Origin of the sequence: Methylophilus sp. DW102 (assembly GCF_037076555.1) — a bacterium.
Taxonomy (GTDB): Bacteria; Pseudomonadota; Gammaproteobacteria; order Burkholderiales; family Methylophilaceae; genus Methylophilus; species Methylophilus glucosoxydans.
In genome coordinates, this window is sequence record NZ_AP029023.1 from 2,443,499 (window position 1) to 2,464,696 (window position 21,198).

Annotated in this window: 21 protein-coding genes; 18 read left to right on the forward strand and 3 right to left on the reverse strand. The window is 52.1% G+C overall.

Annotation, left to right across the window (positions count from 1 at the left end; all coding sequences use genetic code 11):
* Window positions 1–69: 69 nt before the first annotated feature.
* From yajC to AACH41_RS11555, 11 genes are all read left to right on the forward strand, one after another.
* Complete coding sequence (yajC, locus tag AACH41_RS11505) at window positions 70–384, forward strand: preprotein translocase subunit YajC (RefSeq protein ID WP_194748613.1); 315 nt, start codon at window positions 70–72, stop codon at window positions 382–384.
* A gap of 60 nt (window positions 385–444) precedes the next feature.
* Window positions 445–2,274 (forward strand): protein translocase subunit SecD, encoded by a 1,830-nt coding sequence (gene secD / locus AACH41_RS11510; RefSeq protein WP_194748614.1) that lies wholly within the window; start codon window positions 445–447, stop codon window positions 2,272–2,274.
* Window positions 2,275–2,318: 44 nt separating this feature from the next.
* Window positions 2,319–3,263, forward strand: a complete 945-nt coding sequence (secF, locus tag AACH41_RS11515; protein WP_194748615.1) for a protein translocase subunit SecF — start codon at window positions 2,319–2,321, stop codon at window positions 3,261–3,263.
* 81 nt (window positions 3,264–3,344) lie between these two features.
* Window positions 3,345–4,616 carry a CNNM domain-containing protein gene (locus tag AACH41_RS11520; protein WP_338655231.1) on the forward strand — a complete coding sequence of 424 codons (1,272 nt, stop codon included), beginning with the start codon at window positions 3,345–3,347 and terminating at the stop codon, window positions 4,614–4,616.
* An 81-nt stretch (window positions 4,617–4,697) separates the two neighbouring features.
* The gene (clpS, locus tag AACH41_RS11525) at window positions 4,698–5,009 is read left to right on the forward strand and encodes an ATP-dependent Clp protease adapter ClpS (protein WP_194748617.1); all 312 of its coding nucleotides are present in this window, start codon (window positions 4,698–4,700) and stop codon (window positions 5,007–5,009) included.
* A 274-nt stretch (window positions 5,010–5,283) separates the two neighbouring features.
* Window positions 5,284–7,539, forward strand: a complete 2,256-nt coding sequence (gene clpA / locus AACH41_RS11530; protein ID WP_194748618.1) for an ATP-dependent Clp protease ATP-binding subunit ClpA — start codon at window positions 5,284–5,286, stop codon at window positions 7,537–7,539.
* 220 nt (window positions 7,540–7,759) lie between these two features.
* A complete protein-coding gene (locus AACH41_RS11535; RefSeq protein ID WP_194748619.1) occupies window positions 7,760–8,113 on the forward strand; it encodes a hypothetical protein in 354 nt (117 codons plus the stop codon).
* Between the two features lie 93 nt (window positions 8,114–8,206).
* A complete protein-coding gene (locus AACH41_RS11540) occupies window positions 8,207–9,451 on the forward strand; it encodes a TolC family protein (RefSeq protein WP_194748620.1) in 1,245 nt (414 codons plus the stop codon).
* Between the two features lie 10 nt (window positions 9,452–9,461).
* On the forward strand, window positions 9,462–10,613 hold the full coding sequence (locus AACH41_RS11545) for an efflux RND transporter periplasmic adaptor subunit (RefSeq protein ID WP_338655236.1): 1,152 nt from the start codon (window positions 9,462–9,464) through the stop codon (window positions 10,611–10,613).
* A gap of 3 nt (window positions 10,614–10,616) precedes the next feature.
* On the forward strand, window positions 10,617–13,718 hold the full coding sequence (locus AACH41_RS11550) for an efflux RND transporter permease subunit (protein ID WP_313985728.1): 3,102 nt from the start codon (window positions 10,617–10,619) through the stop codon (window positions 13,716–13,718).
* Window positions 13,719–13,763: 45 nt separating this feature from the next.
* On the forward strand, window positions 13,764–14,096 hold the full coding sequence (locus tag AACH41_RS11555; RefSeq protein ID WP_275356279.1) for a P-II family nitrogen regulator: 333 nt from the start codon (window positions 13,764–13,766) through the stop codon (window positions 14,094–14,096).
* A 42-nt stretch (window positions 14,097–14,138) separates the two neighbouring features.
* On the opposite strand, the gene AACH41_RS11560 is transcribed toward AACH41_RS11555, so the two are convergent.
* From AACH41_RS11560 to dapA, 3 genes are read right to left on the reverse strand one after another with little or no spacing between them, the layout of a single operon-like run.
* Window positions 14,139–14,906, reverse strand: a complete 768-nt coding sequence (locus AACH41_RS11560; RefSeq protein ID WP_275356280.1) for an MBL fold metallo-hydrolase — start codon at window positions 14,904–14,906, stop codon at window positions 14,139–14,141.
* Window positions 14,907–14,918: 12 nt separating this feature from the next.
* Window positions 14,919–16,175 carry an outer membrane protein assembly factor BamC gene (gene bamC, locus AACH41_RS11565; RefSeq protein WP_338655242.1) on the reverse strand — a complete coding sequence of 419 codons (1,257 nt, stop codon included), beginning with the start codon at window positions 16,173–16,175 and terminating at the stop codon, window positions 14,919–14,921.
* 39 nt (window positions 16,176–16,214) lie between these two features.
* Window positions 16,215–17,096 carry a 4-hydroxy-tetrahydrodipicolinate synthase gene (gene dapA, locus AACH41_RS11570; RefSeq protein WP_194748626.1) on the reverse strand — a complete coding sequence of 294 codons (882 nt, stop codon included), beginning with the start codon at window positions 17,094–17,096 and terminating at the stop codon, window positions 16,215–16,217.
* A 200-nt stretch (window positions 17,097–17,296) separates the two neighbouring features.
* On the opposite strand from dapA, the gene rsxB reads away from it, so the two are divergent.
* From rsxB to AACH41_RS11605, 7 genes are all read left to right on the forward strand, one after another.
* Window positions 17,297–18,016, forward strand: a complete 720-nt coding sequence (rsxB, locus tag AACH41_RS11575; RefSeq protein WP_338655245.1) for an electron transport complex subunit RsxB — start codon at window positions 17,297–17,299, stop codon at window positions 18,014–18,016.
* A 28-nt stretch (window positions 18,017–18,044) separates the two neighbouring features.
* Window positions 18,045–18,704: an endonuclease III gene (nth, locus tag AACH41_RS11580; protein WP_338655247.1), complete on the forward strand. Its 660-nt coding sequence runs from the start codon at window positions 18,045–18,047 to the stop codon at window positions 18,702–18,704.
* A 2-nt stretch (window positions 18,705–18,706) separates the two neighbouring features.
* A complete protein-coding gene (locus tag AACH41_RS11585; protein ID WP_275356285.1) occupies window positions 18,707–19,156 on the forward strand; it encodes a DUF1841 family protein in 450 nt (149 codons plus the stop codon).
* Window positions 19,157–19,261: 105 nt separating this feature from the next.
* Complete coding sequence (locus tag AACH41_RS11590) at window positions 19,262–19,909, forward strand: MOSC domain-containing protein (protein WP_338655249.1); 648 nt, start codon at window positions 19,262–19,264, stop codon at window positions 19,907–19,909.
* 83 nt (window positions 19,910–19,992) lie between these two features.
* Window positions 19,993–20,535 (forward strand): sigma-70 family RNA polymerase sigma factor, encoded by a 543-nt coding sequence (locus AACH41_RS11595; RefSeq protein WP_338655251.1) that lies wholly within the window; start codon window positions 19,993–19,995, stop codon window positions 20,533–20,535.
* Between the two features lie 22 nt (window positions 20,536–20,557).
* Window positions 20,558–20,806 carry a zf-HC2 domain-containing protein gene (locus AACH41_RS11600; RefSeq protein WP_338655253.1) on the forward strand — a complete coding sequence of 83 codons (249 nt, stop codon included), beginning with the start codon at window positions 20,558–20,560 and terminating at the stop codon, window positions 20,804–20,806.
* A 36-nt stretch (window positions 20,807–20,842) separates the two neighbouring features.
* Window positions 20,843–21,190 (forward strand): hypothetical protein, encoded by a 348-nt coding sequence (locus AACH41_RS11605; protein ID WP_275356287.1) that lies wholly within the window; start codon window positions 20,843–20,845, stop codon window positions 21,188–21,190.
* Window positions 21,191–21,198: the final 8 nt, after the last annotated feature.

Consider the following 21,198-nt stretch of genomic DNA (forward strand, 5'->3'; position numbering starts at 1 on the left):
CCATTTATTCTTCTCTTGCCTGTGCTAGAATCGCGAGTTACTTATTAGATTCATTCAGGAACAAGTATTATGTTTATCAGCAATGCCTATGCCGCTGGCGCGCCAGCCACCGACTTTATGAGCTTTTTGCCTATGGTGGTCATTTTTGTGTTGTTTTATTTCATGCTGATCCGCCCACAAGTCAAGCAGGCCAAGCAGCATAAATCCATGCTCGAAACACTGAAGGCAGGCGATGAAGTGGCGACCAACGGCGGGATTGTCGGCAAAGTGACTAAAGTCAGTGAAAATTTTGTCAGCATCGAAATCGCGGCCAATACCGTGGTGCATGTACAGAAACACACTGTGCAGACCTTGCTGCCTGCTGGCACTTTAAAATCGATTTAACTGTTATCCATTTAGTGCAAGCGCAAAGCGCTTGCCTTTCATTCTGAACAAGAGTTTGTTATGAACCGTTATCCGTTATGGAAATTCGTGCTGATTGGCACCGTGATTGTGATTGGGCTGCTGTACACGATCCCCAACTTTTTTGGGGAGTCGCCTGCGGTACAAATCAGTCCGGCCAAAACTTCGCTCAAGCTGGATGAGGGCTTGCTGCGCAAAGTGGAGGATACGCTCAAGCTCGCGGATATTCCGTTTGATGGCGTGTTTATGGATGCGAGCGGCGTGAAGGTACGTTTTGCCAATACCGATACGCAACTGCTGGCAAAAGACAAATTGGTCGCCAACCTGGGTAAAGACTATACCGTCGCGCTCAATCTGGTGCCACAAACACCAAACTGGCTGCAAAGCATAGGCGCCAAGCCGATGTATCTGGGTCTGGACTTGCGTGGCGGCGTGCACTTTCTGCTGCAAGTAGACATGAAAGCCGCGCTGGATAAAGCCGCAGAAAGCACCATGGGCGATTTCCGCATGGCCTTGCGTAAAGAGAAAGTCAATTATTTCGGCATTGAGCGCCAGGGCCAAGTGGTGGTGGTGAAATTTGAATCCGAAGCAGAAGCCACCAAGGCTCGCAACCTGCTGGCCAAGGACTATTCTGACCTGACTTATAAAATTACGGGCAGCGACAAGGACTTCAACCTGACAGCCAGCATGAGCGTGATGGCGCAAAAACGCATTCAGGAATTCGCCCTCAAGCAAAACCTGCAAACGCTGCACAACCGGATTAACGAGCTGGGTGTGGCTGAGCCTATCGTGCAACAGCAAGGCATGGACCGCATTGTGGTGCAATTGCCTGGTGTGCAAGATACCGCCAAGGCGAAGGAAATCCTGGGCCGGACCGCGACCCTGGAAATCCGCATGGTAGACGAAGAGAAGTCTGACATGGCGACCTTGCAAAAAGCGCAAAGCGGACAGGTGCCGTTTGGCGATGAGATGTTCACTGACCGTGAAGGTCGCCCCGTACTGGTGAAAAAGAATGTGGTGCTGACCGGTGACCGGATTACCGATGCAGGGCCTGGCGTGAATGGCCAAAATGGCGCTTCAGTCGTGAATGTTACGCTGGATGGCCGTGGTGCCGGAATCTTTAAAAATGTCACCCGTGAAAACGTTGGCAAACGCATGGCGATTTTGCTGATTGAAAAAGGTAGCACCGAAGTCATTACGGCGCCGGTGATCAATGAAGAAATTGGCGGTGGCCGCGTACAGATTTCCGGCATGGCCAACGCACAGGAAGCCACAGACATTTCATTGCTGTTACGTGCCGGGGCATTGGCCGCACCGATGGAAATCATTGAAGAGCGTACCGTCGGTCCAAGCATGGGTGAAGAAAACATCAAACGTGGTGTGCACTCTACCCTGTGGGGCTTTGCCGCGATTGCGGTCATGATGATTGTGTACTACATGGTGTTTGGGGGCGTCTCGGTGATGGCTTTGGGCGTCAACCTGCTATTGCTGGTCGCCATACTCTCCATGTTGCAAGCCACACTCACCCTGCCTGGCCTGGCCGCGATTGCACTGGCTCTGGGGATGGCAATTGACGCCAACGTACTGATCAACGAGCGTATCCGTGAAGAGTTGCGTAACGGCAATACGCCGCAAGCCAGTATCCATGCCGGTTACGATCGCGCGTTTGATACGATTCTGGACTCCAACGTGACGACCTTGATTGCAGGTCTGGCACTGTTCATGTTCGGGACCGGCCCGATCAAAGGCTTTGCTGTGGTTCACGTGCTGGGCATTATGACCTCTATGTTTAGTGCCGTGCTGGTTTCTCGTGCACTGGTGAATCTCTTGTATGGCTATCGCCGCAAGATTGAGCACCTGCGGATCGGCTAATCCGTGACCTGCCACGACTAGAAACGCATTTAAGAGAACACATTATGGAATTATTCAGAATTAAAAAAGACATCCCGTTCATGAGTTACGGGCGTCTGACCACTTCAATCTCGCTGATCACGTTTGTGCTGGCAATTTTCTTCCTGTTTCACCGCGGCCTCAATTATGGGGTGGACTTTACCGGCGGGACCGTGATGGAAGTACATTACCCGGCCGCTGCCAATATCGAGCAAATTCGCCAGGTCATGGATGCGGTTGGCTTGAAAGATGTCACGGTGCAAAACTTTGGTTCTAGCCAGGATGTGCTGATCCGCCTGCCCGTCAAAAAAGAATTATCGATTGCCCAGCTCTCTGAAAAAATCTCGACGGCCCTGAAAGGCGCGGATGCAGGTGCTGAAATCCGTCGTGTGGAGTCTGTCGGCTCACAAGTGGGTGAAGAGTTGTATGAAAATGGGGCGCTGGCCTTGCTGCTGGTCTGCGCAGGCATCATGGGTTACCTGGCCTTGCGTTTTGAATGGCGTTTTGCGGTAGCTGCCATCATCGCCAACATGCACGACGTGATTATTATCTTGGGCTTCTTTGCGTTCTTCCAGTGGGAATTCAACCTGACGGTGCTCGCCGCGATTCTTGCCGTGCTGGGTTATTCGGTGAACGAATCTGTGGTGGTCTTTGACCGTGTGCGTGAAAACTTCAAGAAAATGCGTAAAGCTAGCGCAGTGCAAGTGATTGACAATGCGATTACGCGTACCATGTCACGCACCATCATCACCCATATCATGACGCAAACCATGGTCTGTTCCATGCTGTTTTTTGGTGGCGAAACCTTGCACAACTTCTCACTGGCCTTGACCATTGGCATTCTGTTCGGCATTTACTCATCCGTATTGGTTGCCTGCCCGATTGCCATGTGGCTGGGCGTTAACCGTGCCAACCTGATTGGTGACAGCGAGAAAAAACCGAAAGAAGACGAAGCCGCCCTCGCCCCCTAAGCCGTAGCCTAGTCCCAGTTTCCCTTGATTTTTAGCCACTGGTGAGTACACTAGTGGCTTCTTGTTTTTATCGTCGCCCCCTTGGACAATATCCCCTTAAGCTGGCAGATTTTCCTGCTACTGCTGTTGCTGGCTTTTACGGCCTTTTTCTCTATTGCCGAAACCAGTTTGATGTCGCTGAACCGTTACCGCATGCGACATCTGGCCAAAGAAGGTCACCGCGGGGCTAAACTGGCAAGCCGCTTGATTGCGCAAACCGACAAAACTCTGGGTGCCATCCTGCTGGGCAACACGTTTTGTATTGTGGGCTCCTCGACGCTGGAAGTGATTATTTCCGAGCGCCTGTTTGGTGAGGGCGACTATGTGTTGATGTTTGGCTCGCTGGCCATCACTTTTGCCATTCTGGTGTTCAGTGAGATTTCGCCAAAAGTGATTGCCGCTGCCCATGCCGAAAAACTGGGCTTTGCCAGCAGTTACCTGCTCTACCCGCTATTATGGTTATTCACGCCCGTGGTCTGGTTTGTCAATCTGTTTGTCAAAGCCTTCCTGAAAATACTCAGGGTACGCGTTAACTTTGACGAGCAGGCCCAAGCGGTAACCTCTGAAGAACTACGCAGCATTGTCAGCGATGCCGGACAATATATCCCGTCACAAAGCCGGACCATTTTGCTCAACTTGCTTGATCTGGAAGACATTATTGTCGACGATGCAATGACGGCGCACACCATGGTGGAATTCATCGACCTCGATGATCCGATTGAGCAAATCATGGAACAACTGGTGCGTAGCCACCACTCTCGGCTGCCAGTACGCCAGGGCGATCATGAAGACATTGTTGGCATTTTACATGTGCGCAAAGTACTGCCGCTCCTGCGCGACTTCCATACCGGCCAGGCGCCCACCAAAGCGTTGCTGCAGGCAGCCATGAGTCTGCCCTACTACATCCCTTCTGGCACGCCACTGTATACCCAGTTACAGCAGTTCCAGAAGCACCATGAACGCATTGCGCTGGTGGTAGATGAATATGGCGAATTCAAAGGCCTGCTGACACTGGAGGACATTCTGGAAGAAGTGGTCGGTGAGTTCACCACTCAAACGCCAGAACATGAACGCCAGTTTCATCAACATGAAGATGGCAGCTGGCTGGTTGATGGCAGCAGTCTGTTGCGCGATCTCAACCGCAAATTGAAACTCTCGTTGCCTACCGATGGTCCACGTACATTGAATGGACTGATTCTGGAGCACTTTGAGGATATTCCCGAGCAGAATACCAGCTTCAAGATCGGTGATCACCGGCTCGAAATCCTGGAAGCGCAGGACCGTATCGTCAAGCGCGTCAAAATTTATCTTTAAAACACGGCTAACTTCCGTATCCAGCACTTGAATTTTTTAATACAAGGCGCAAAATAAGTCCTAAGACAGGTATACGAAACTATGGCAAGACCCAAGCGTGATAGTGATTTGGCGGTAGCCCCTCAAGTTGCCAAACCCAAACCTCCCGAACTGTTCAAGGTGTTGTTACTCAATGATGACTACACCCCAATGGAGTTTGTGGTGGCAGTGATTGAGCGTTTTTTTAGCAAGACCCGCGAACAAGCGACGCAAATCATGCTCAAAGTACATACCGAGGGTGTGGGCGTATGCGGTGTATACCCACAAGACATAGCCGAAACCAAAATGCACCAGGTGCTGGAGTCAGCCAGAGAAGCGCAACATCCCTTGCAATGCGTCATTGAAGCGGCGTAACACAGGGTTGGAGCCGGAGTTAAGCATCGCAAGAATATCGGGCAAATACGCTGACATTCTTGCGCTTCAAAGCATCAGCAGCAGTGGTAGCATGTGAATACATGGTTTCATTCAGTTTGACTCATTTAAACTTGAGCAAATAGTACGATTGGGGCATTGAATTTTTTTGAAAAAAGCACGATAACAAGAAAACAAATCGTTTTTGCCAGTTAGCGAAGGGTTGCTGTTGTGAATCCGGCGTTTTTTGTAGTGTTGTGTATTAAGGAAAGTCATCATGATTGCTCAAGAACTTGAAGTTAGCCTGCACATGGCTTTTATGGACGCGAGACAAAAGCGTCACGAATTGATTACGGTTGAGCATCTGTTATTGGCTATGTTAGATAACCCGACAGCCGCTGAAGTCCTGCGTGCTTGCGGTGCCAAATTTGATACCCTGCGTAGCGAACTCAGCCAATATATTGAAGAACACACGCCGACAGTGGCTGGCAGCGATGAGGTTGACACGCAGCCGACGCTTGGCTTTCAACGCGTCATCCAGCGCGCCATGCTGCATGTGCAGTCCTCCGGCAAAAAAGAAGTGACGGGGGCCAATGTCCTGGTCGCAATCTATGGCGAAAAAGATTCGCATGCCGTGTTCTTCCTGCATCAGCAAGGTGTGACTCGCTTGGATGTGGTCAACTTCATTTCACATGGCGTGGCAAAAATCCAGGAAAACGAGCAAAAATCCAGCAGCAGCGAACAGGAAACTGAAGGTGAAAGTGTCAGCACCGGCGCTCTCGAAAACTTCACCCTGAACCTCAATGCGCAAGTTGTTGCGGGCAAAATTGACCCGCTGATTGGGCGTGGCCTGGAACTTGAGCGCGTGATCCAGACATTGTGCCGTCGCCGCAAAAACAACCCGCTGCTGGTGGGTGAGGCAGGCGTAGGTAAAACTGCGATTGCAGAAGGCCTGGCTTCACGCATCGTCAACAAAGAAATTCCAGAAGTGCTGGAAAATGCCACCGTGTACTCGCTCGACATGGGCGCGCTGTTGGCTGGCACCAAATACCGTGGTGATTTCGAGCAACGCTTGAAAGCCGTCATGAAACAATTGTCCGAGAAACCGGATGCGATTTTGTTTATTGATGAAATCCACACACTGATTGGCGCCGGCTCTGCCAGTGGTGGCACGCTGGATGCCAGCAACCTGCTCAAGCCAGCGCTCTCCAACGGTTCACTCAAGTGCATAGGTGCGACCACTTATCAGGAATACCGTGGCATCTTCGAGAAAGACCACGCCTTGTCTCGTCGCTTCCAGAAAATCGACGTGCAAGAGCCTAGCGTGGCTGAGACCATTGAAATTCTCAAAGGCCTCAAAACTCGCTTCGAAGAGCATCACAGCGTGAAATATAGTGCCAGCGCCTTGACCGTGGCCGCTGAATTGTCTGCCAAATACATCAATGACCGTCATTTGCCAGACAAGGCGATTGACGTGATTGACGAAGCAGGAGCTGCCCAGCGTATTCTGCCCAAGAGCAAGCAGAAAAAAATTATTGGTAATAAAGAGATTGAAGAAATTATTGCCAAGATTGCGCGCATTCCGCCCAAAAATATTTCCAGTGATGACCGCAATGCGCTCAAAACGCTGGAACGCGATCTCAAAGCAGTGGTGTTTGGTCAGGACAAGGCGATCGAAGTATTGTCTTCTGCCGTCAAAATGGCTCGCAGCGGTTTGGGCAATGGCAACAAGCCGATTGGCAGCTTCCTGTTTGCGGGTCCCACCGGGGTCGGTAAAACCGAGGTGGCCAAACAATTGGCTTACATCCTGGGCATTGAGTTGCTGCGCTTTGATATGTCCGAGTATATGGAGCGTCACGCCGTCTCCCGCCTGATTGGTGCGCCTCCGGGCTATGTCGGCTTTGACCAGGGCGGTTTGTTGACTGAGGCGGTCACCAAGCAACCATACTGCGTATTGCTGTTGGATGAAATTGAAAAAGCCCATCCTGACATCTTCAACATTCTGTTGCAGGTGATGGATCATGGCACACTGACAGATAACAATGGCCGCAAGGCGGATTTCCGCAATGTCACCATTATCATGACGACTAACGCGGGTGCAGAAAGCATGTCCAAAGCCAGCATAGGCTTTACCAACAGCAAGGACAGCACCGATGAAGCTGCTGACCTCAAGCGCTTGTTCAGCCCTGAGTTCCGTAACCGTCTTGATGCGACCGTGTCGTTCAGTGCCTTGAACCAGGAAGTCATACTGCGCGTGGTAGACAAGTTCTTGATGCAGCTTGAAGATCAGTTGCATGAGAAAAAAGTGGATGTCACCTTCAGTGATGAGCTTAAGGCTTATCTGGGCAGAAAAGGCTTCGATCCACTCATGGGTGCGCGTCCGATGGCACGCCTCATCCAGGATACGATCCGCAAAGCGCTGGCCGATGAATTGCTGTTTGGTAAGCTAAATGATGGTGGTCAGGTCCATATTGATATTGATGAACATGACCAGATTCAGTTGAATTTTAAAGAGGAAACTGTTTCAGCCTGATTTGGATTGAACTTTCATCGCACAAAGGCCACTCTAAACGGTGGCTTTTGTGTTTCTTGCACTGCTTTAGTGCAAAAAAACCATGGACACGAGTCATGCGATTGCTGCCTGGCCCCCGTGTTTTGTTTCAGCCAGGCTTAAAATCAATACGTTAGGGATATGCAAATTGCTGGTATAGTTATTGCTATCAATGAATTGCCTGACAGAACTGATTTTGTACATGCAAAAGATTTTTTATTTTCTACATGTGTTGTGTTTGCTGTTTGCACTGCAAACAACGGCCGCCGAACCGGCGGCCACCACTACCTTGCTCGAGACCGGCTTGCTTGACAACGCCGTCACTACAGTCGCGAGCCTGGCTAATGCATCCGATGACGCGTTGTCTGCGGACTTTGGAGAGGTGAGCAACTCGGTAGACATGCTTGAGATTGCCGAAATCGACATTGATAAAATCCTGCTCCCCGGATTCAGTTACCCATTACATAAAACCCAGTTCCATCCTCCCGAACATCAATCCTCTTCCTATCACTTGCTCTTATCCTTCTGGCTAGACCGGCCTCCGCAATCCGTTTAAAGACGTCGTGCCTGCGCGCATCCTCAGGATGTGACGCAGGTGTCATATGTATTCACAGAGTGCTGTCAACAGCACGCTGTCATGAGGATCATTATGTTGTCTTGTATTCGTTGGCGAACCTTATACTGGCTGGGATGGCTGTGTAGCCTGCCCGCCCTCGCACTGGCCGAAGGCCAAACTTTTGACTTGCAAATGCTGCTGGACAAAGCCGTGGCTGAGAATCCCACCATTGCAGTGAGTAAAGCTCAAACGGCAGCTGCTGCCGCTGGCGTCACCGTGTCGCGTTCTTACTATAATCCAGACCTGGAAATCATGGCGGGACCTGCCAGATATCGTAATGCCCCAGGTACGACCAACCAGAACTATGGCGTGACCATTTCCCAGCCACTGGACTTTCTTAGCACACGCGCCTCCCGTCGTGAATATGCTGAGCAGCAGTTTAATTACGCCGAGAAAGGCATCCACACTACCAGCTTTGACTTGCGTAACCAGATTAAAGCGGCTTATTTGAATGTCTTACTCCGCCAGCAGATTATGGAAATGCTGGGCGCAAACCTTGCGTTACTGCAGCAAGTACAAAGCCGCGTCAAACGCAAAGTTGAAATAGGCGAAGCTGCCAGATATGAATTGATCAAGGCGGATACTGAATTACTGGCTACTGAACGTGACTATGCCAGTGCACAAACCAGAATTGACGAAGCCAAAGCCATGTTGCATGGCATGATCGGCAATATGCCTGACGCGTTTGAGATCAAGCGGCAGTTACCTACCATCTCGAACCTACCCGACATCACCGAATTGAGACGTTCGGCGGAGAACAATCCTTACCTGCAACAGCTGCAGAGCGCCAGGGACAGTGCTGAAGCCAAACTCAAGCTGGAGCAGGCGCTTCGTTTCCCCGGGGTGACCGTGAAGTCAGACTTCACGCAAGACCCTGACCTGAATACCTTAAGAGTAGGCGTGGTGGTGCCTTTACCGGTCTGGAACCGGCGCGAAGGCCAGATAGCACAAGCAGTGGCGGGGATTGAGGAAGCCAATGCCAACATCAAGCAGCAGCAACTGTTGCTGCGTAAGGAGATAGACAGCGCCTATCAACGGACCGTGATTGCCAGCAACCAGCTAAAAGCGTTTGAAAACGGCTTGTTGCAACAATCGCAGGCAACCTTGAGTCGCGCTGAAGCGGCTTATAAATTCGGAGAACGCGGCATTCTGGAGTATCTGGATGCACAACGCGTCAATCGTGAAGTCAAACGGGACTACCTGATTGCCAAATTCGATTATTTTTTCAGTGTCTTGCAAATCGAACGTTTCATCGGTTCCGATTTGGTACAACCTTAAGGGGATGGTCATGTCTCGTGTGTTATTTTCAACTTTACTGGTCGCCGCGCTGGCTGTGATGTCTACCGCGTGCTCAGAAAAACCTGTCCCGGTTGCAGAAAAAAAAGAAGTCGTCGACCCTAGCCTGGTCACCTTGACCAAAGAATTACAAGCCAACGTCAAGGCCGGTCCGGTCACCGAAGTACAGTTCGTCGATACTTTGCGCATCCCTGGCCGTATCCAGGTGGATGAACAATATGAATCGCGTGCAGGGGCGTCGATTACCGGTCGTATCAGTACACTCGATGTCAATCTGGGCGACGAAGTTAAAGCAGGCCAGCGCCTGGCCACCATCAAAAGTACAGAGCTGGCGCAGTATCAACTAAGTTATATTAAAGCCAGCCAGCAGATGCAATTGCATAGAAAGGCCGTTGACCGCGCCAAGCAATTGCTTGAAGCCGACGTAATCAGCCCGGCCGAATTGCAGCGCCGTGAAGGTGAGCTCAATGCCGCCAATGCAGAGGTCAATGCTGCCCGCGACCAGTTACTGGTCCTTGGCATGGCGCCTAATGCCATCGCACAGCTGGGTCTGGCCAATAGCGGCATGTCTACCAGCCAGGTCAATTCAAAAATCACCGGCACGGTCATCGCGCGTAATGCCAGACTGGGGCAAGTCGTCGCCCCGGCCGAAGAACTGTTTGTGATTGCAGACTTATCGCATGTCTGGGCGGTTGCCGAGATTCCTGAACAGCAAATTGCACATATCAGCGAAGGCCAAACCATCAATATTGAGGTACCGGCTCTGGGCGATGCCGAATTGACCGGCAAGCTGGCGTTTGTGGGCGATATTGTTAATCCGGCCACACGGACCGTGATGGCGCGTGCCAATATCGATAATAGCAAAATGCTGTTAAAGCCAGACATGCTGATCACCATCCTACTCGAGGCTAAACCGGAAAAAGTTGTGGCTGTACCCGCGACGGCTGTGGTGCGTGAAAACAATGCAGACCATGTTTTTGTGCAAACCATGAAACCAACGCAATACAAACTGATGCCTGTCACCCTCGGTAGAACCTATCAGGGTTACCGGGAAGTATTACAGGGCTTGCAAGCTGGTGACCAAATCGTGCTGGATGGCGCTTTTCACGTCAATAACGAGCGTAAGCGCAAAGAAATGGAGTAAGGCATGATTGAGTCTTTAATTCGCAGCGCGCTCAAGCAGCGCCTGATTGTGTTGGTGCTTGCCATCGCCCTGATTGGCGCCGGTTTATTTGCCGTTAAAAAACTGTCTGTCGACGCATTTCCTGATGTGACCAACGTTCAGGTCATGATTGCGACACAGGCCACCGGAAAATCTCCGGAAGAAGTTGAGCGGTTTATCACCGTACCGCTGGAAATCGCCATGACCGGCCTGCCCGGCCTCACTGAAATGCGATCGGTGAATAAAAACGCCCTGTCGCTGATTACGCTGGTTTTCACTGACAGCACCGATGTGTATTTCGCCCGACAATTGGTGATGGAACGCCTGATGGAAGTCATGGAGCGTATGCCTCAAGGCGTGACGCCTATTCTTGGGCCGGTCTCCACTGGCTTGGGGGAGGTGTATCAATTCACGCTGGACAAACCCAGTGATGGCAAAAAAGAACTGACGCGTGAAGACCTGACCGAAAGACGCGCCATCCAGGATTGGGTCGTGCGCCCATTGCTGCGCGGTATCCCCGGCGTGGCCGAGATTAACTCTCAAGGCGGTTACGTTAAACAATATCAGGTCTTGGTCAATCCTGACCGCATGACGCATTTTTCGATCAAGCTCAAAGATGTGTATGAAGCGTTAGCGCGTAATAACGCCAACAGTGGCGGCGGCATTCTGCCCCACTATGCCGAGCAATACCTGATCCGCGGTGTGGGCCTGGTGCAAAACCTGGACGATATCCGCAATATGGTGCTCAAGGAAGAAAACGGCATCCCGGTCTATATCCGCGATGTCGCAGAAGTCACCATAGGCCATGAAGTGCGCGTCGGCGTGGTGCTGAAAAATGGTGATACCGAATCCGTGGGTGGCATTGTCATCATGATGCGTGGCGGCAACGCCAAGGAAGTGGTCAGCCGCATCAAGGCGCGAGTAGAAGAAATCAACAGCAAAGGCATGCTGCCGCATGGCTTGCAGATCGTGCCTTATTATGATCGTAGCGAACTGGTGGATGCGGCACTACACACTGTTACCAAAGTGCTGATTGAAGGCATTGTTCTGGTGATTGTGATTCTGTTCCTGTTCCTGGGCGACGTGCGTTCCAGCCTGATTGTGGTCGGCACGCTGGTGCTGACGCCACTAATTACCTTTATGGTGATGAACCATTACGGGATTTCTGCCAACCTGATGTCATTGGGCGGACTGGCGATTGCCATTGGCTTGATGGTCGATGGATCAGTCGTGGTGGTTGAAAATACGTTTCACCACCTGGGGCACCGTAAAGACGAAAGCCGGATTCGCGTGGCACTGGAAGCTGCCACGGAAGTGGCGACACCCGTCTTGTTTGGCGTAGGCATTATTATCCTGGTGTTCTTGCCATTGATGACACTGGAAGGCATGGAAGGCAAAATGTTCGCGCCTCTGGCCTACACCATTGCCATTGCCCTGTTTGTGTCGCTGATCTTGTCGCTGACCCTGACGCCAGCGCTGTGCTCCTATGTGTTAAAAGGCGGGAGCGGTGAAGATACCAAGCTGATACAGACGATCAAGCAACCCTATTTATCCGCTCTGAACTGGGTACTCAATAACGAGAAAAAAACCATTACTTTCTCGGCGCTTTTATTTATTGGCACCATTGCGCTATTCCCGTTTTTGGGGACTTCTTTTATCCCAGAAATGAAAGAAGGCTCGATTGTGCCGGGCATTAACCGTGTCCCTAATATTTCGCTCGAAGAATCCATGAAAATGGAAAACAAGGCGATGAAGCTGATCATGGAGCAAGTGCCGGGCGTCAAGTCTGCCATCTCCGGCCTCGGCCGTGGTGAAAGTCCGGCCGACGCGCAGGCTCAAAACGAGTCCACCCCCATTATCAGCCTGAAACCGCGTGATGAATGGCCGGAAGGCTGGACACAGGATGATATTGCGGAAAAAATGCGACAAGTGCTTGAGAAGTACATCCCGGGCGTGCAAATCATCATGGCGCAGCCTATTTCTGACCGCGTGGATGAGTTGCTGACTGGGGTACGGGCCGATGTTGCCGTCAAGATCTTCGGTGAAGATCTGGATATGCTGAAACAAAAAGCGGACGAAATTGCCAAGATTGCCGGCACAGTCAAAGGCGCGACAGAAATCAAGGTAGAAAAAGTCTCCGGGCAACAATACCTGAATATTACGATTGACCGTCAGGCGATTGCCCGTCATGGCATCAACACTGCCGATGTGCATGACATCGTTGAAACAGCCATAGGCGGCAAAATCGCCACCGAGATTTTTGAGGGACAACGCAGATTTTCAGCCGCAGTGCGCTATCCAGAATCTTTCCGTAATAATGAAGAAGCCATCCGCAACATTATGTTGACCTCCCCTAACGGCTCGCGCGTGGCGCTGGACGATGTGGCCGATATTGAAGTGAAGGATGGCCCGGCGCAGATCAGCCGTGAACTGGCCAAACGCCGTATTGTCATCGGGGTGAACGTGAAAGACCGTGACCTGGGTGGTTTTGTGGCGGAGCTGCAACAAGTGCTGGATCAGCGCCTGCAATTGCCCGATGGTTACTACCTTGAGTATGGTGGCCAGTTCCAGAACATGGAGCGGGCCATGGGTCACCTGATGATTATTATCCCAGTCACCATTGCGGCGATTTTCTTCTTGCTTTTCTTGCTGTTCCAGTCGATACGCTTTGCCACCATGATAATTCTGGTGCTGCCATTCGCCTCGATTGGCGGCGTGATTGCCTTGTTTGTCACCGGCGAATATTTATCAGTCCCGGCCTCTGTCGGCTTTATTGCCCTGTGGGGGATTGCAGTGCTCAATGCCGTGGTGCTGGTGTCTTATATCCGCACCTTGCGTGATGAAGGCCTGAGTCAACTGGAGGCGATTCGCAAGGGCTGCGCGCAACGGTTCCGACCAGTCATGATGACGGCCACGGTGGCCATGCTAGGCTTGGTGCCGTTTCTGTTTGCCACCGGCCCAGGCTCAGAAGTACAGCGGCCATTGGCGATCGTGGTCATTGGTGGCTTGATCACTTCAACCTTGTTGACACTGATTGTGGTGCCAACCTTGTACCGTAAGTTTGAAGAAAGCAAAATAGAGGCATAATCCATGCCGAAACAAGCGACGTAAAAATATTCAGGGTGACTGTTTATGAAAGAAATCAAAGCGGTTGTACAACCAGCGAGATTACCTAAAATCCGCTCGGCCTTGCGCAATATCAAAGGCTTCCCCGGCATGTCCGTCCACAAAATGGAAGGCTGCGGTCCACACCTGCAAAAACCAAGTGCAGGGGTACGTGAGGAGCTCACCGATTACAGCCCTAAAGTCTATCTGTATATGGTGGTGCCGGATGACCTGGTAGAGGGTATCTTGCAAACCATCGTCGAGGTGGCCCATACCGGCAATGTGGGAGATGGCATTGTCTGGGTGACGCCCGTGGAACGCATGATCAGGCTCTCAGAGCAAATCATGGTGCTAGACTAGTGGTCGTGTGGCACTAAGTTAGGCGGACTGGACTGGCGCGCCTTACAAGTCGCGCCAGTCCAGTCCCTCAGCCTGATGGGCAATGCCTATCCAGTCACTGGCACAATGCAAGACTTCACTCAACGCCTGCCTGGCCAAGGCAGGCGTATTATTTTTCTCGCTTAAATGCGCAGCAACCAGATGCTTGAGGCGGCGGTTGTCCAGCTGACTCAGTAGTTGGGCACTGGATTGATTGTCCAGATGCCCCAACCAGCCACCTACCCGCTTTTTCAGCGAGTGTGCATAAGGCCCGGTGCGCAACATCTCCAGATCATGATTGCACTCAAGCAGCAAGCCATCACACGCCTGTAGCATGGCCACGATATGCGGGGTCACACTGCCGACATCTGTGAGCACCCCCAGCTTGTGCGCGCCATCCGTAAACACAAATTGTGCGGGTTCGCGGGCATCATGTGGCACAGGATAGGGATGGACTTCTATGTCTTGCAGGGCAAATGGCGTATGGGCATCAATCAGCTGTATCTTCACCGCCTGGCTAGGCAAATAGCGCTCGCACATGCGGTAGGTGCCATGCGTGAGCCAGACGGGGATCTGGTAGCGTGCAGCCAGTTTAAACGCGCCTCGCGCATGATCGTCGTGCTCATGCGTCACCAGGATGCCTGTCAGTTGCTCAGGGGCCAACTGCAAGCGCGCCAGACGCTGCACGGTTTCCTTGACACTAAAGCCGCAGTCAAGCAAAAGCCGGGTTTCCCCGGCTTCTACCAGCGTGGCATTGCCTGCGCTGCCACTGCCCAATGATGCAAATCGCACGCGCGGACCCGCTTATTTCAATTGATCATACAACAGCGAAATAATGCGGTTTGCCGTAGTGGAGGTATTGCGTTTGTTGTCAGGCGTCAACACATACACATCGGTGGTGTCATCGGCATTTTCCAGCACCTGGATATGGTATTGCTTGCTCGACTTGTCACCATCGGACGTGCCTTTCCAGAATTTGCTTTTATCACCGGCTTTAACCTCGGTCGGTGCATTACTCTTCTCGTCATCGTCACTGCTCCAGAATTTCAAGCGCTCCAGCAAGCCTTTTTTCTGCTTGATCGGGTCCTCAGCATCCGTATCCGCATAACGCACATAGAAAATACCTTCAGAGCGGTTTTTATCCTCGGTCACAAAACCAATACGGTCCAGCGCCAGGCCCACACGGCGCCATGCACGGTCAAACGGCTCATTAAGTTTGAGCGTCACGCTCTGGTCCGGCTCTTTCACCACATCGGCGCGCTTGTCCGAAACCGCCTGCGTCATGACCTGATCGGCTTTTTGCTCATCCAGACCAAGCTTGACCATCATCCGGCGCAACAACTCCGCATCCAGATCAGCATCAAACTCTTTCCCTGCATTATTCTTGTTATCGGCCGCATTCGGACGATAGCCGGTATCAATCACCCCTAACTGAGTGGTGACGTAGTTTTTGCCATCATCTGGCGCACCGGCAACGGTACGGTGCGTCATATAAATTTCAGTGGTACCCTCTTTTTCGCCACGCTCCAAACGGGTACGGAACTTACGTCTGTCAGCAAAGCCGGAGAGCTTATCCAACCAGGCATCAAACTTTTCGCCATACCCACGGTTGTCTTCTTTGGGCTTGATGGCATCCGACTGCAACCACTCTGTCTCGATTACCCCAAGCTCAGGATTCTCGACACGGACGGCAAAGCCTTGATCCAGCCAGAAATCACGCACCAGCGGCCAGATTTTTTCCGGTGGCGCATTCACCACCAGCCAGCGCTGGGACCCCGCTTTGACCATACGCACATTTTTCATGTCAGCCAGCACGGGCTGCGGACCATTCTGCTCTTGCGCTTCCTGGTTTTGGCTATAAGCCGAATAGCTGGTGGCACCTGGCACATTGTAGGTGCTGCTGGTGCGGACCGACGTCAGGTCAGGCGGCACTTCAAGTGGCTTGGAACGACTGGCCCCCTTGTAGTCCGAACTGTTGTTCATAAACGGGATAGAATCGCAGGCGGCCAACACAGTCACCAGACTGAACAGCACTGCGCGTTGTAACCATACATGACTCATGTGTTTCACTAGCCTTATCCTAAATTAGTCTTTGCACGCTCAAACAGCGGCGATTTCTGCCTGCTGCATGGCGTGACGCAATACTTCATGATACTGGCCCGACAAATTGACCAGCGGCAGACGAATCCCGGTACCGATCAAGCCCATTTGTTGCAATACCCATTTCACGGGGATGGGGTTGGCCTCAACAAACAGTTTCTGGTGCAGTGCAAACAGTTTGGCATTGGCCGCCTTGGCGGCAACCAGATTGCCACTCAAGGCCTGCACGCACATTTCGTGCATCAGTTTCGGTGCCACATTCGCCGTCACGGAAATAACCCCTTTGCCACCCAGCAACATCAGCGCCAGTGCTGAGGCATCATCGCCACTGTAGACCGCAAAATCTGATGGTGCGCGCAGCAGCAAATCAGTGCCCCGCTCAATGCCCCCTGTCGCATCTTTGATGCCGACGATGTTGCGGAGCTGCGCCAGGCGCAACACCGTGTCATTGCTCAGGTCGCACCCGGTGCGGCCAGGCACATTGTATAAAATTTGCGGGATATCGACGGCTTCAGCCACTGCTTTAAAGTGCTGATACAAGCCCTCTTGTGAAGGTTTGTTGTAATAAGGCGCGACCAGCAGGCAGGCATCCGCCCCCAAACTTTTGGCTTTGGCAGTTAAAGCAATGGCTTCAGCGGTAGAGTTAGCACCAGTACCGGCAATCACCGGCACCCGCTTGGCGACATAATCCACCGTGGTTTTAATCAGCAGGCAATGCTCGTCTACGTCTACGGTGGGCGACTCACCGGTCGTCCCGACAATCACAATACCGTCCGTACCGGCATCGACATGAAAGTCGATCAGCTTTTTGAGTGCGTCCAGATCCAAACGACCATCTTCAAACATCGGGGTCACAATTGCGACCAAACTGCCCGTCAACATACCTAACGCCATTCAATAATAAAGCCAATATTTTAACTGATTATACGCATGAACGCCAAAGAACCACTTGCAAGGCCTGTGTAACTCCATAATCCTGCCAGCAGCATAGATTTAAACAGTGGGGATACGGCATAAAGTCCTGAGTAACGCACCCTTTCAGTTATAATCAATCCATTCGGATTAACGCTCGTCCAAGCTCCATGCCGCCTTCCGCACAGCCACCAGCAGACCTCACGCAGACAGGCGCAACCGCGCCAGAAAACCCTGCCAGACTGGAGCCATTGATCAGTCAAATTGACGCCCTGCTGCCACAAACCCAGTGCGGCCAATGTGGATATAACGGCTGCCGACCCTACGCTGGCGCCATTGCTCACGGCGAGGCAAACATCAACCAGTGCCCGCCTGGCGGCGACGCTGGCATACACGCACTGGCCGCCTTGCTCAACCAACCCTACCAAGCGCTCAATCCCGCACATGGCGTTACCAAAGGCAAACTGGTGGCCGTGATTGATGAAGACGCCTGCATTGGCTGTACGCTGTGTATCAAGGCCTGCCCGGTTGATGCCATCGTCGGCGCCTCCAAGCAAATGCATACGGTGATCGCGCAGGAATGCACCGGCTGTGAATTGTGCCTGCCGCCCTGTCCGGTCGATTGCATCAGCCTGCAAGCCGTGCCGGGGCGGCAGATGGCAATGTCTCCCGCAGAATCCGACCTGGCAAGACGCCGCCATCAACAGCGGCAAAAACGCTTGGCGCTTGAAAATCACGCAACAGCCCACACCTATGCCAAAGACCAGACCCGGATGGAAACGAGGCCAGCAAGCGACACCGCGCAGCCAACCCCGACCGCTACCGAGGCGCTCAAACAGGCGGCAATTGCAGCCGCACTGGCGCGTATTAAAGCCAGGCAAGCAGGCTAAAGCTGCCCCAATAGATTGAAATCTTGTGATGAATGCTCAAAAAAGACAGGCCATTTTTGAAAGACTGGCGCAGGCCATTCCCAACCCCACCACAGAACTCGAGCATAGCTCTACCTTCGAGTTGCTCATTGCGGTGATTTTGTCTGCACAAGCGACAGACAAAGGCGTGAATATCGCCACGCGCAAGCTGTTCAAGGTCGCCAATACGCCGGCAACCATCCTGGCACTTGGGGTCGAAGGCCTGGAAAGTTATATCAAAACCATAGGCTTGTATCATGCCAAAGCCCAAAACGTGCTCAAATGTTGCGAGCAATTGCTGACCTTGCATGACGGTGAAGTTCCAGATACCCGAGAAGCGCTCGAAGCCCTGGCCGGGGTTGGCCGAAAAACCGCTAATGTGATCCTGAATACCGCCTTTGGCCAACCCACCATTGCGGTCGATACCCATTTATTCCGCGTCGGCAACCGCACCAAACTGGCCCAGGGTAAGAATGTACTCGAGGTCGAACAGCGTTTTTTGAGCACGACACCTAAAGCCTTTTTAAAAGATGCGCATCATTTGCTGATTCTGCATGGCCGCTATACCTGCACAGCCCGCAACCCTAAATGTGGTGAATGTTGCATCGCCGATTTATGTGAATTTCACGACAAACAGATACAGCCGGTTGCCCCACCGGCAGGAGTTTAGCCATGGCCTTGTTTAATCCCAGCCGCGATGAAGTGAGGCAGTTTTTCTTTGATGCCTGGGCAAAATTCAAACAGCAACAAGCCTTGACCGAGCTGGAAAAAATGGCCGTGGGCATCATGCATATGCATCCCGAATACCACGACATCCTGGACCAGCCAGCCCATTACCTGCAACAGGCTTACTACCCTGAAATGGGAGAGACCAATCCGTTTTTGCATATGAGTTTGCACCTGTCCATCCAGGAACAAATCAGCATCAACCAGCCGATCGGCATTACGCAAGCCTACGGCAAACTGTGTACACGCTTTCAGGAAGAGCACGCCGCCCAACATGCCTTGCTCGAATGCCTGGCAGAAACCATCTGGCTGGCGCAGCGCAATCAAACCGGTCTCGATGCCGCGCATTATTTGCAATTGATAGAACAACGCGCAGACATGCCACCCAGTCAATAAGGCCTGGCATGCGCTTATGCTGGAAGATAAGTTGAATCACTTATTAAAGCACAAGACGATTTATGCGAGCATGACAAGATCACCGACTCCCCTCTCTAGCTTGCTATGAAACTACTTTCAGTCAATGCGGCCATGCCGCAAACCGTTCACATCAACGGCAAACCCGTCCTCACTGGCATTTATAAAACACCCCTGACAGGCCAGGTTACCGTGCAAGCGCTGGGCCTGGAGGGCGATGGTCAGGCCGATTTGACCGTGCATGGCGGCGAACACCAGGCCTTGTATGCCTACCCGTTTGAGCATTATGCGCATTGGCAAAACCGCTGGCAAAAAAGTACACTCGCGTATGGCACTTTTGGCGAAAACCTCACCGTACAAGGATTACTCGAAAGTGACGTCTGTATCGGCGATATCCTGCAAATCGGGGATGTGGTGCAGGTACAAGTGACCATGCCGCGCATTCCGTGCTTTAAATTCGGCCACAAAGTGGGCAAGCCCGACATGCTCGATGAGTTCTTGCGTAGCGGCTACAGCGGTTTTTACTTGCGTGTGCTGCAAGTCGGCCTCATTCAAGCCGGTGACGACATCCAGATTTTGCAGCGCGACGTGCACGGCATCAGCATACGCACCGCATTAGGACTGCAAAAACTCGGGGAAGGAGACCAGAAGCTGCTGCAAAAAGCCTTGCAGGTCAGTACGCTGGCGCCATTGCTACGCAAAGTCTATTCTGAACGACTGTCGCAACTGGGATAGTTTGTGTCACACCCATGGGAGCTTACGTCACTCTCCTGCAAACGCTATTCCACCGCCCTTGAATCTATGATTCAATAGCCGCCATGAAACCGAATCCGCATGACTGGCTCAATGAACATGGCGACTATCTTTACCGTTTTGCCCTCGCCCGCTTGCGCGACAGTCATCAAGCTGAAGATGTCGTGCAGGAAACCTTGCTTGCAGCCATCAAAAATCCAAACTTTGCCGAACACTCCAGCCCACGCACCTGGCTGACCGGCATCCTCAAGCATAAAATCATAGACTGTCTGCGCAAACAACTGCGTGAAGTGCCCGCCTCGGAACTCATGCGCGAAGAAGATGCCAATATGGATGAGTTTTTTGATGAAACAGGGCACTGGGCAGAAAAGCCGCAGGCGTGGGATATGCCACAGCAAGCCTTGCAACAAAGCCAGTTCCTGACCATCTTGCAACAATGCATGGAGCGGCTGCCACAAAAACTGGCGGCGATTTTCACCATGCGCGAAGTCGATGACATGGAGAATGAAGAAATTTGTAAGGTACTCGAGATCAGCGCGACCAATGCTTGGGTCATGCTATACCGCGCCCGCATGGGTCTGCGAAAATGTCTTGAGATGAACTGGTAACCATAGGTAGCACAGAAAATAAATGTTGAGTTGCAAACAAACCAGCCTGCTGGTCTCGCAATCACTGGACCGTCCACTCAACTGGCGTGAGCGGTGGGCGGTGAGAGTGCATTTGCTCATTTGCGTCTATTGCAGGCGTTTTAAACAGCAACTGCTGTGGATGCGCCGTCACCTCGCCAGTTGGCAGCAACAGGCGGCGGATGATCAGTCACTGACACTTTCTGCACCAGCCAAGGAACGAATCACACAACAACTGGACAAGTTTTACTGATGTCCGCTTTTCAATCTGAGCAAGAAGGAAAAAATCATGAAAAAGCAAAATGTGGCATTAATGACAGGTGCAGTGGCCTTGTCAATTGCAGCGGTCAGCGCGCATGCCGCCAGCAACCCGTTTGAAATCAAACCGCTCGCGCAAGGATACCAGGTGGCAGAAGCCACAGACAGCAAAGCCAAGGAAGGCAAATGTGCGAGCGGCCAATGTGGGGCACACAAGAAAAAGATGAAAGAAGGCAGCTGCTCTGCCGAGAAAATGAAAGAGGGTTCTTGCCACCACCATAAAAGCAAAGAGGGCAGCTGTTCAGCAGAAAAAATGAAGGAGGGTGGCTGCTCTGCCGAGAAAATGAAAGAAGGTGCGTGTCACGCCAGCAAATCCTGAGGGACCCT

What these genes read in the sequence shown, in the direction of transcription:
- AACH41_RS11555 (WP_275356279.1), top strand. Translation starts at nt 13,764, where the DNA reads ATGAAAGAAATCAAAGCGGTTGTACAACCAGCGAGATTACCTAAAATC.
- yajC (WP_194748613.1), top strand. Translation starts at nt 70, where the DNA reads ATGTTTATCAGCAATGCCTATGCCGCTGGCGCGCCAGCCACCGACTTT.
- AACH41_RS11590 (WP_338655249.1), top strand. Translation starts at nt 19,262, where the DNA reads ATGAAACTACTTTCAGTCAATGCGGCCATGCCGCAAACCGTTCACATC.
- clpS (WP_194748617.1), top strand. Translation starts at nt 4,698, where the DNA reads ATGGCAAGACCCAAGCGTGATAGTGATTTGGCGGTAGCCCCTCAAGTT.
- AACH41_RS11600 (WP_338655253.1), top strand. Translation starts at nt 20,558, where the DNA reads ATGTTGAGTTGCAAACAAACCAGCCTGCTGGTCTCGCAATCACTGGAC.
- AACH41_RS11605 (WP_275356287.1), top strand. Translation starts at nt 20,843, where the DNA reads ATGAAAAAGCAAAATGTGGCATTAATGACAGGTGCAGTGGCCTTGTCA.
- bamC (WP_338655242.1), bottom strand. Translation starts at nt 16,175, where the DNA reads ATGAGTCATGTATGGTTACAACGCGCAGTGCTGTTCAGTCTGGTGACT.
- secD (WP_194748614.1), top strand. Translation starts at nt 445, where the DNA reads ATGAACCGTTATCCGTTATGGAAATTCGTGCTGATTGGCACCGTGATT.
- AACH41_RS11540 (WP_194748620.1), top strand. Translation starts at nt 8,207, where the DNA reads ATGTTGTCTTGTATTCGTTGGCGAACCTTATACTGGCTGGGATGGCTG.
- dapA (WP_194748626.1), bottom strand. Translation starts at nt 17,096, where the DNA reads ATGTTGACGGGCAGTTTGGTCGCAATTGTGACCCCGATGTTTGAAGAT.
- AACH41_RS11545 (WP_338655236.1), top strand. Translation starts at nt 9,462, where the DNA reads ATGTCTCGTGTGTTATTTTCAACTTTACTGGTCGCCGCGCTGGCTGTG.
- AACH41_RS11535 (WP_194748619.1), top strand. Translation starts at nt 7,760, where the DNA reads ATGCAAAAGATTTTTTATTTTCTACATGTGTTGTGTTTGCTGTTTGCA.
- nth (WP_338655247.1), top strand. Translation starts at nt 18,045, where the DNA reads ATGAATGCTCAAAAAAGACAGGCCATTTTTGAAAGACTGGCGCAGGCC.
- secF (WP_194748615.1), top strand. Translation starts at nt 2,319, where the DNA reads ATGGAATTATTCAGAATTAAAAAAGACATCCCGTTCATGAGTTACGGG.
- AACH41_RS11585 (WP_275356285.1), top strand. Translation starts at nt 18,707, where the DNA reads ATGGCCTTGTTTAATCCCAGCCGCGATGAAGTGAGGCAGTTTTTCTTT.
- clpA (WP_194748618.1), top strand. Translation starts at nt 5,284, where the DNA reads ATGATTGCTCAAGAACTTGAAGTTAGCCTGCACATGGCTTTTATGGAC.
- rsxB (WP_338655245.1), top strand. Translation starts at nt 17,297, where the DNA reads ATGCCGCCTTCCGCACAGCCACCAGCAGACCTCACGCAGACAGGCGCA.
- AACH41_RS11550 (WP_313985728.1), top strand. Translation starts at nt 10,617, where the DNA reads ATGATTGAGTCTTTAATTCGCAGCGCGCTCAAGCAGCGCCTGATTGTG.
- AACH41_RS11595 (WP_338655251.1), top strand. Translation starts at nt 19,993, where the DNA reads ATGAAACCGAATCCGCATGACTGGCTCAATGAACATGGCGACTATCTT.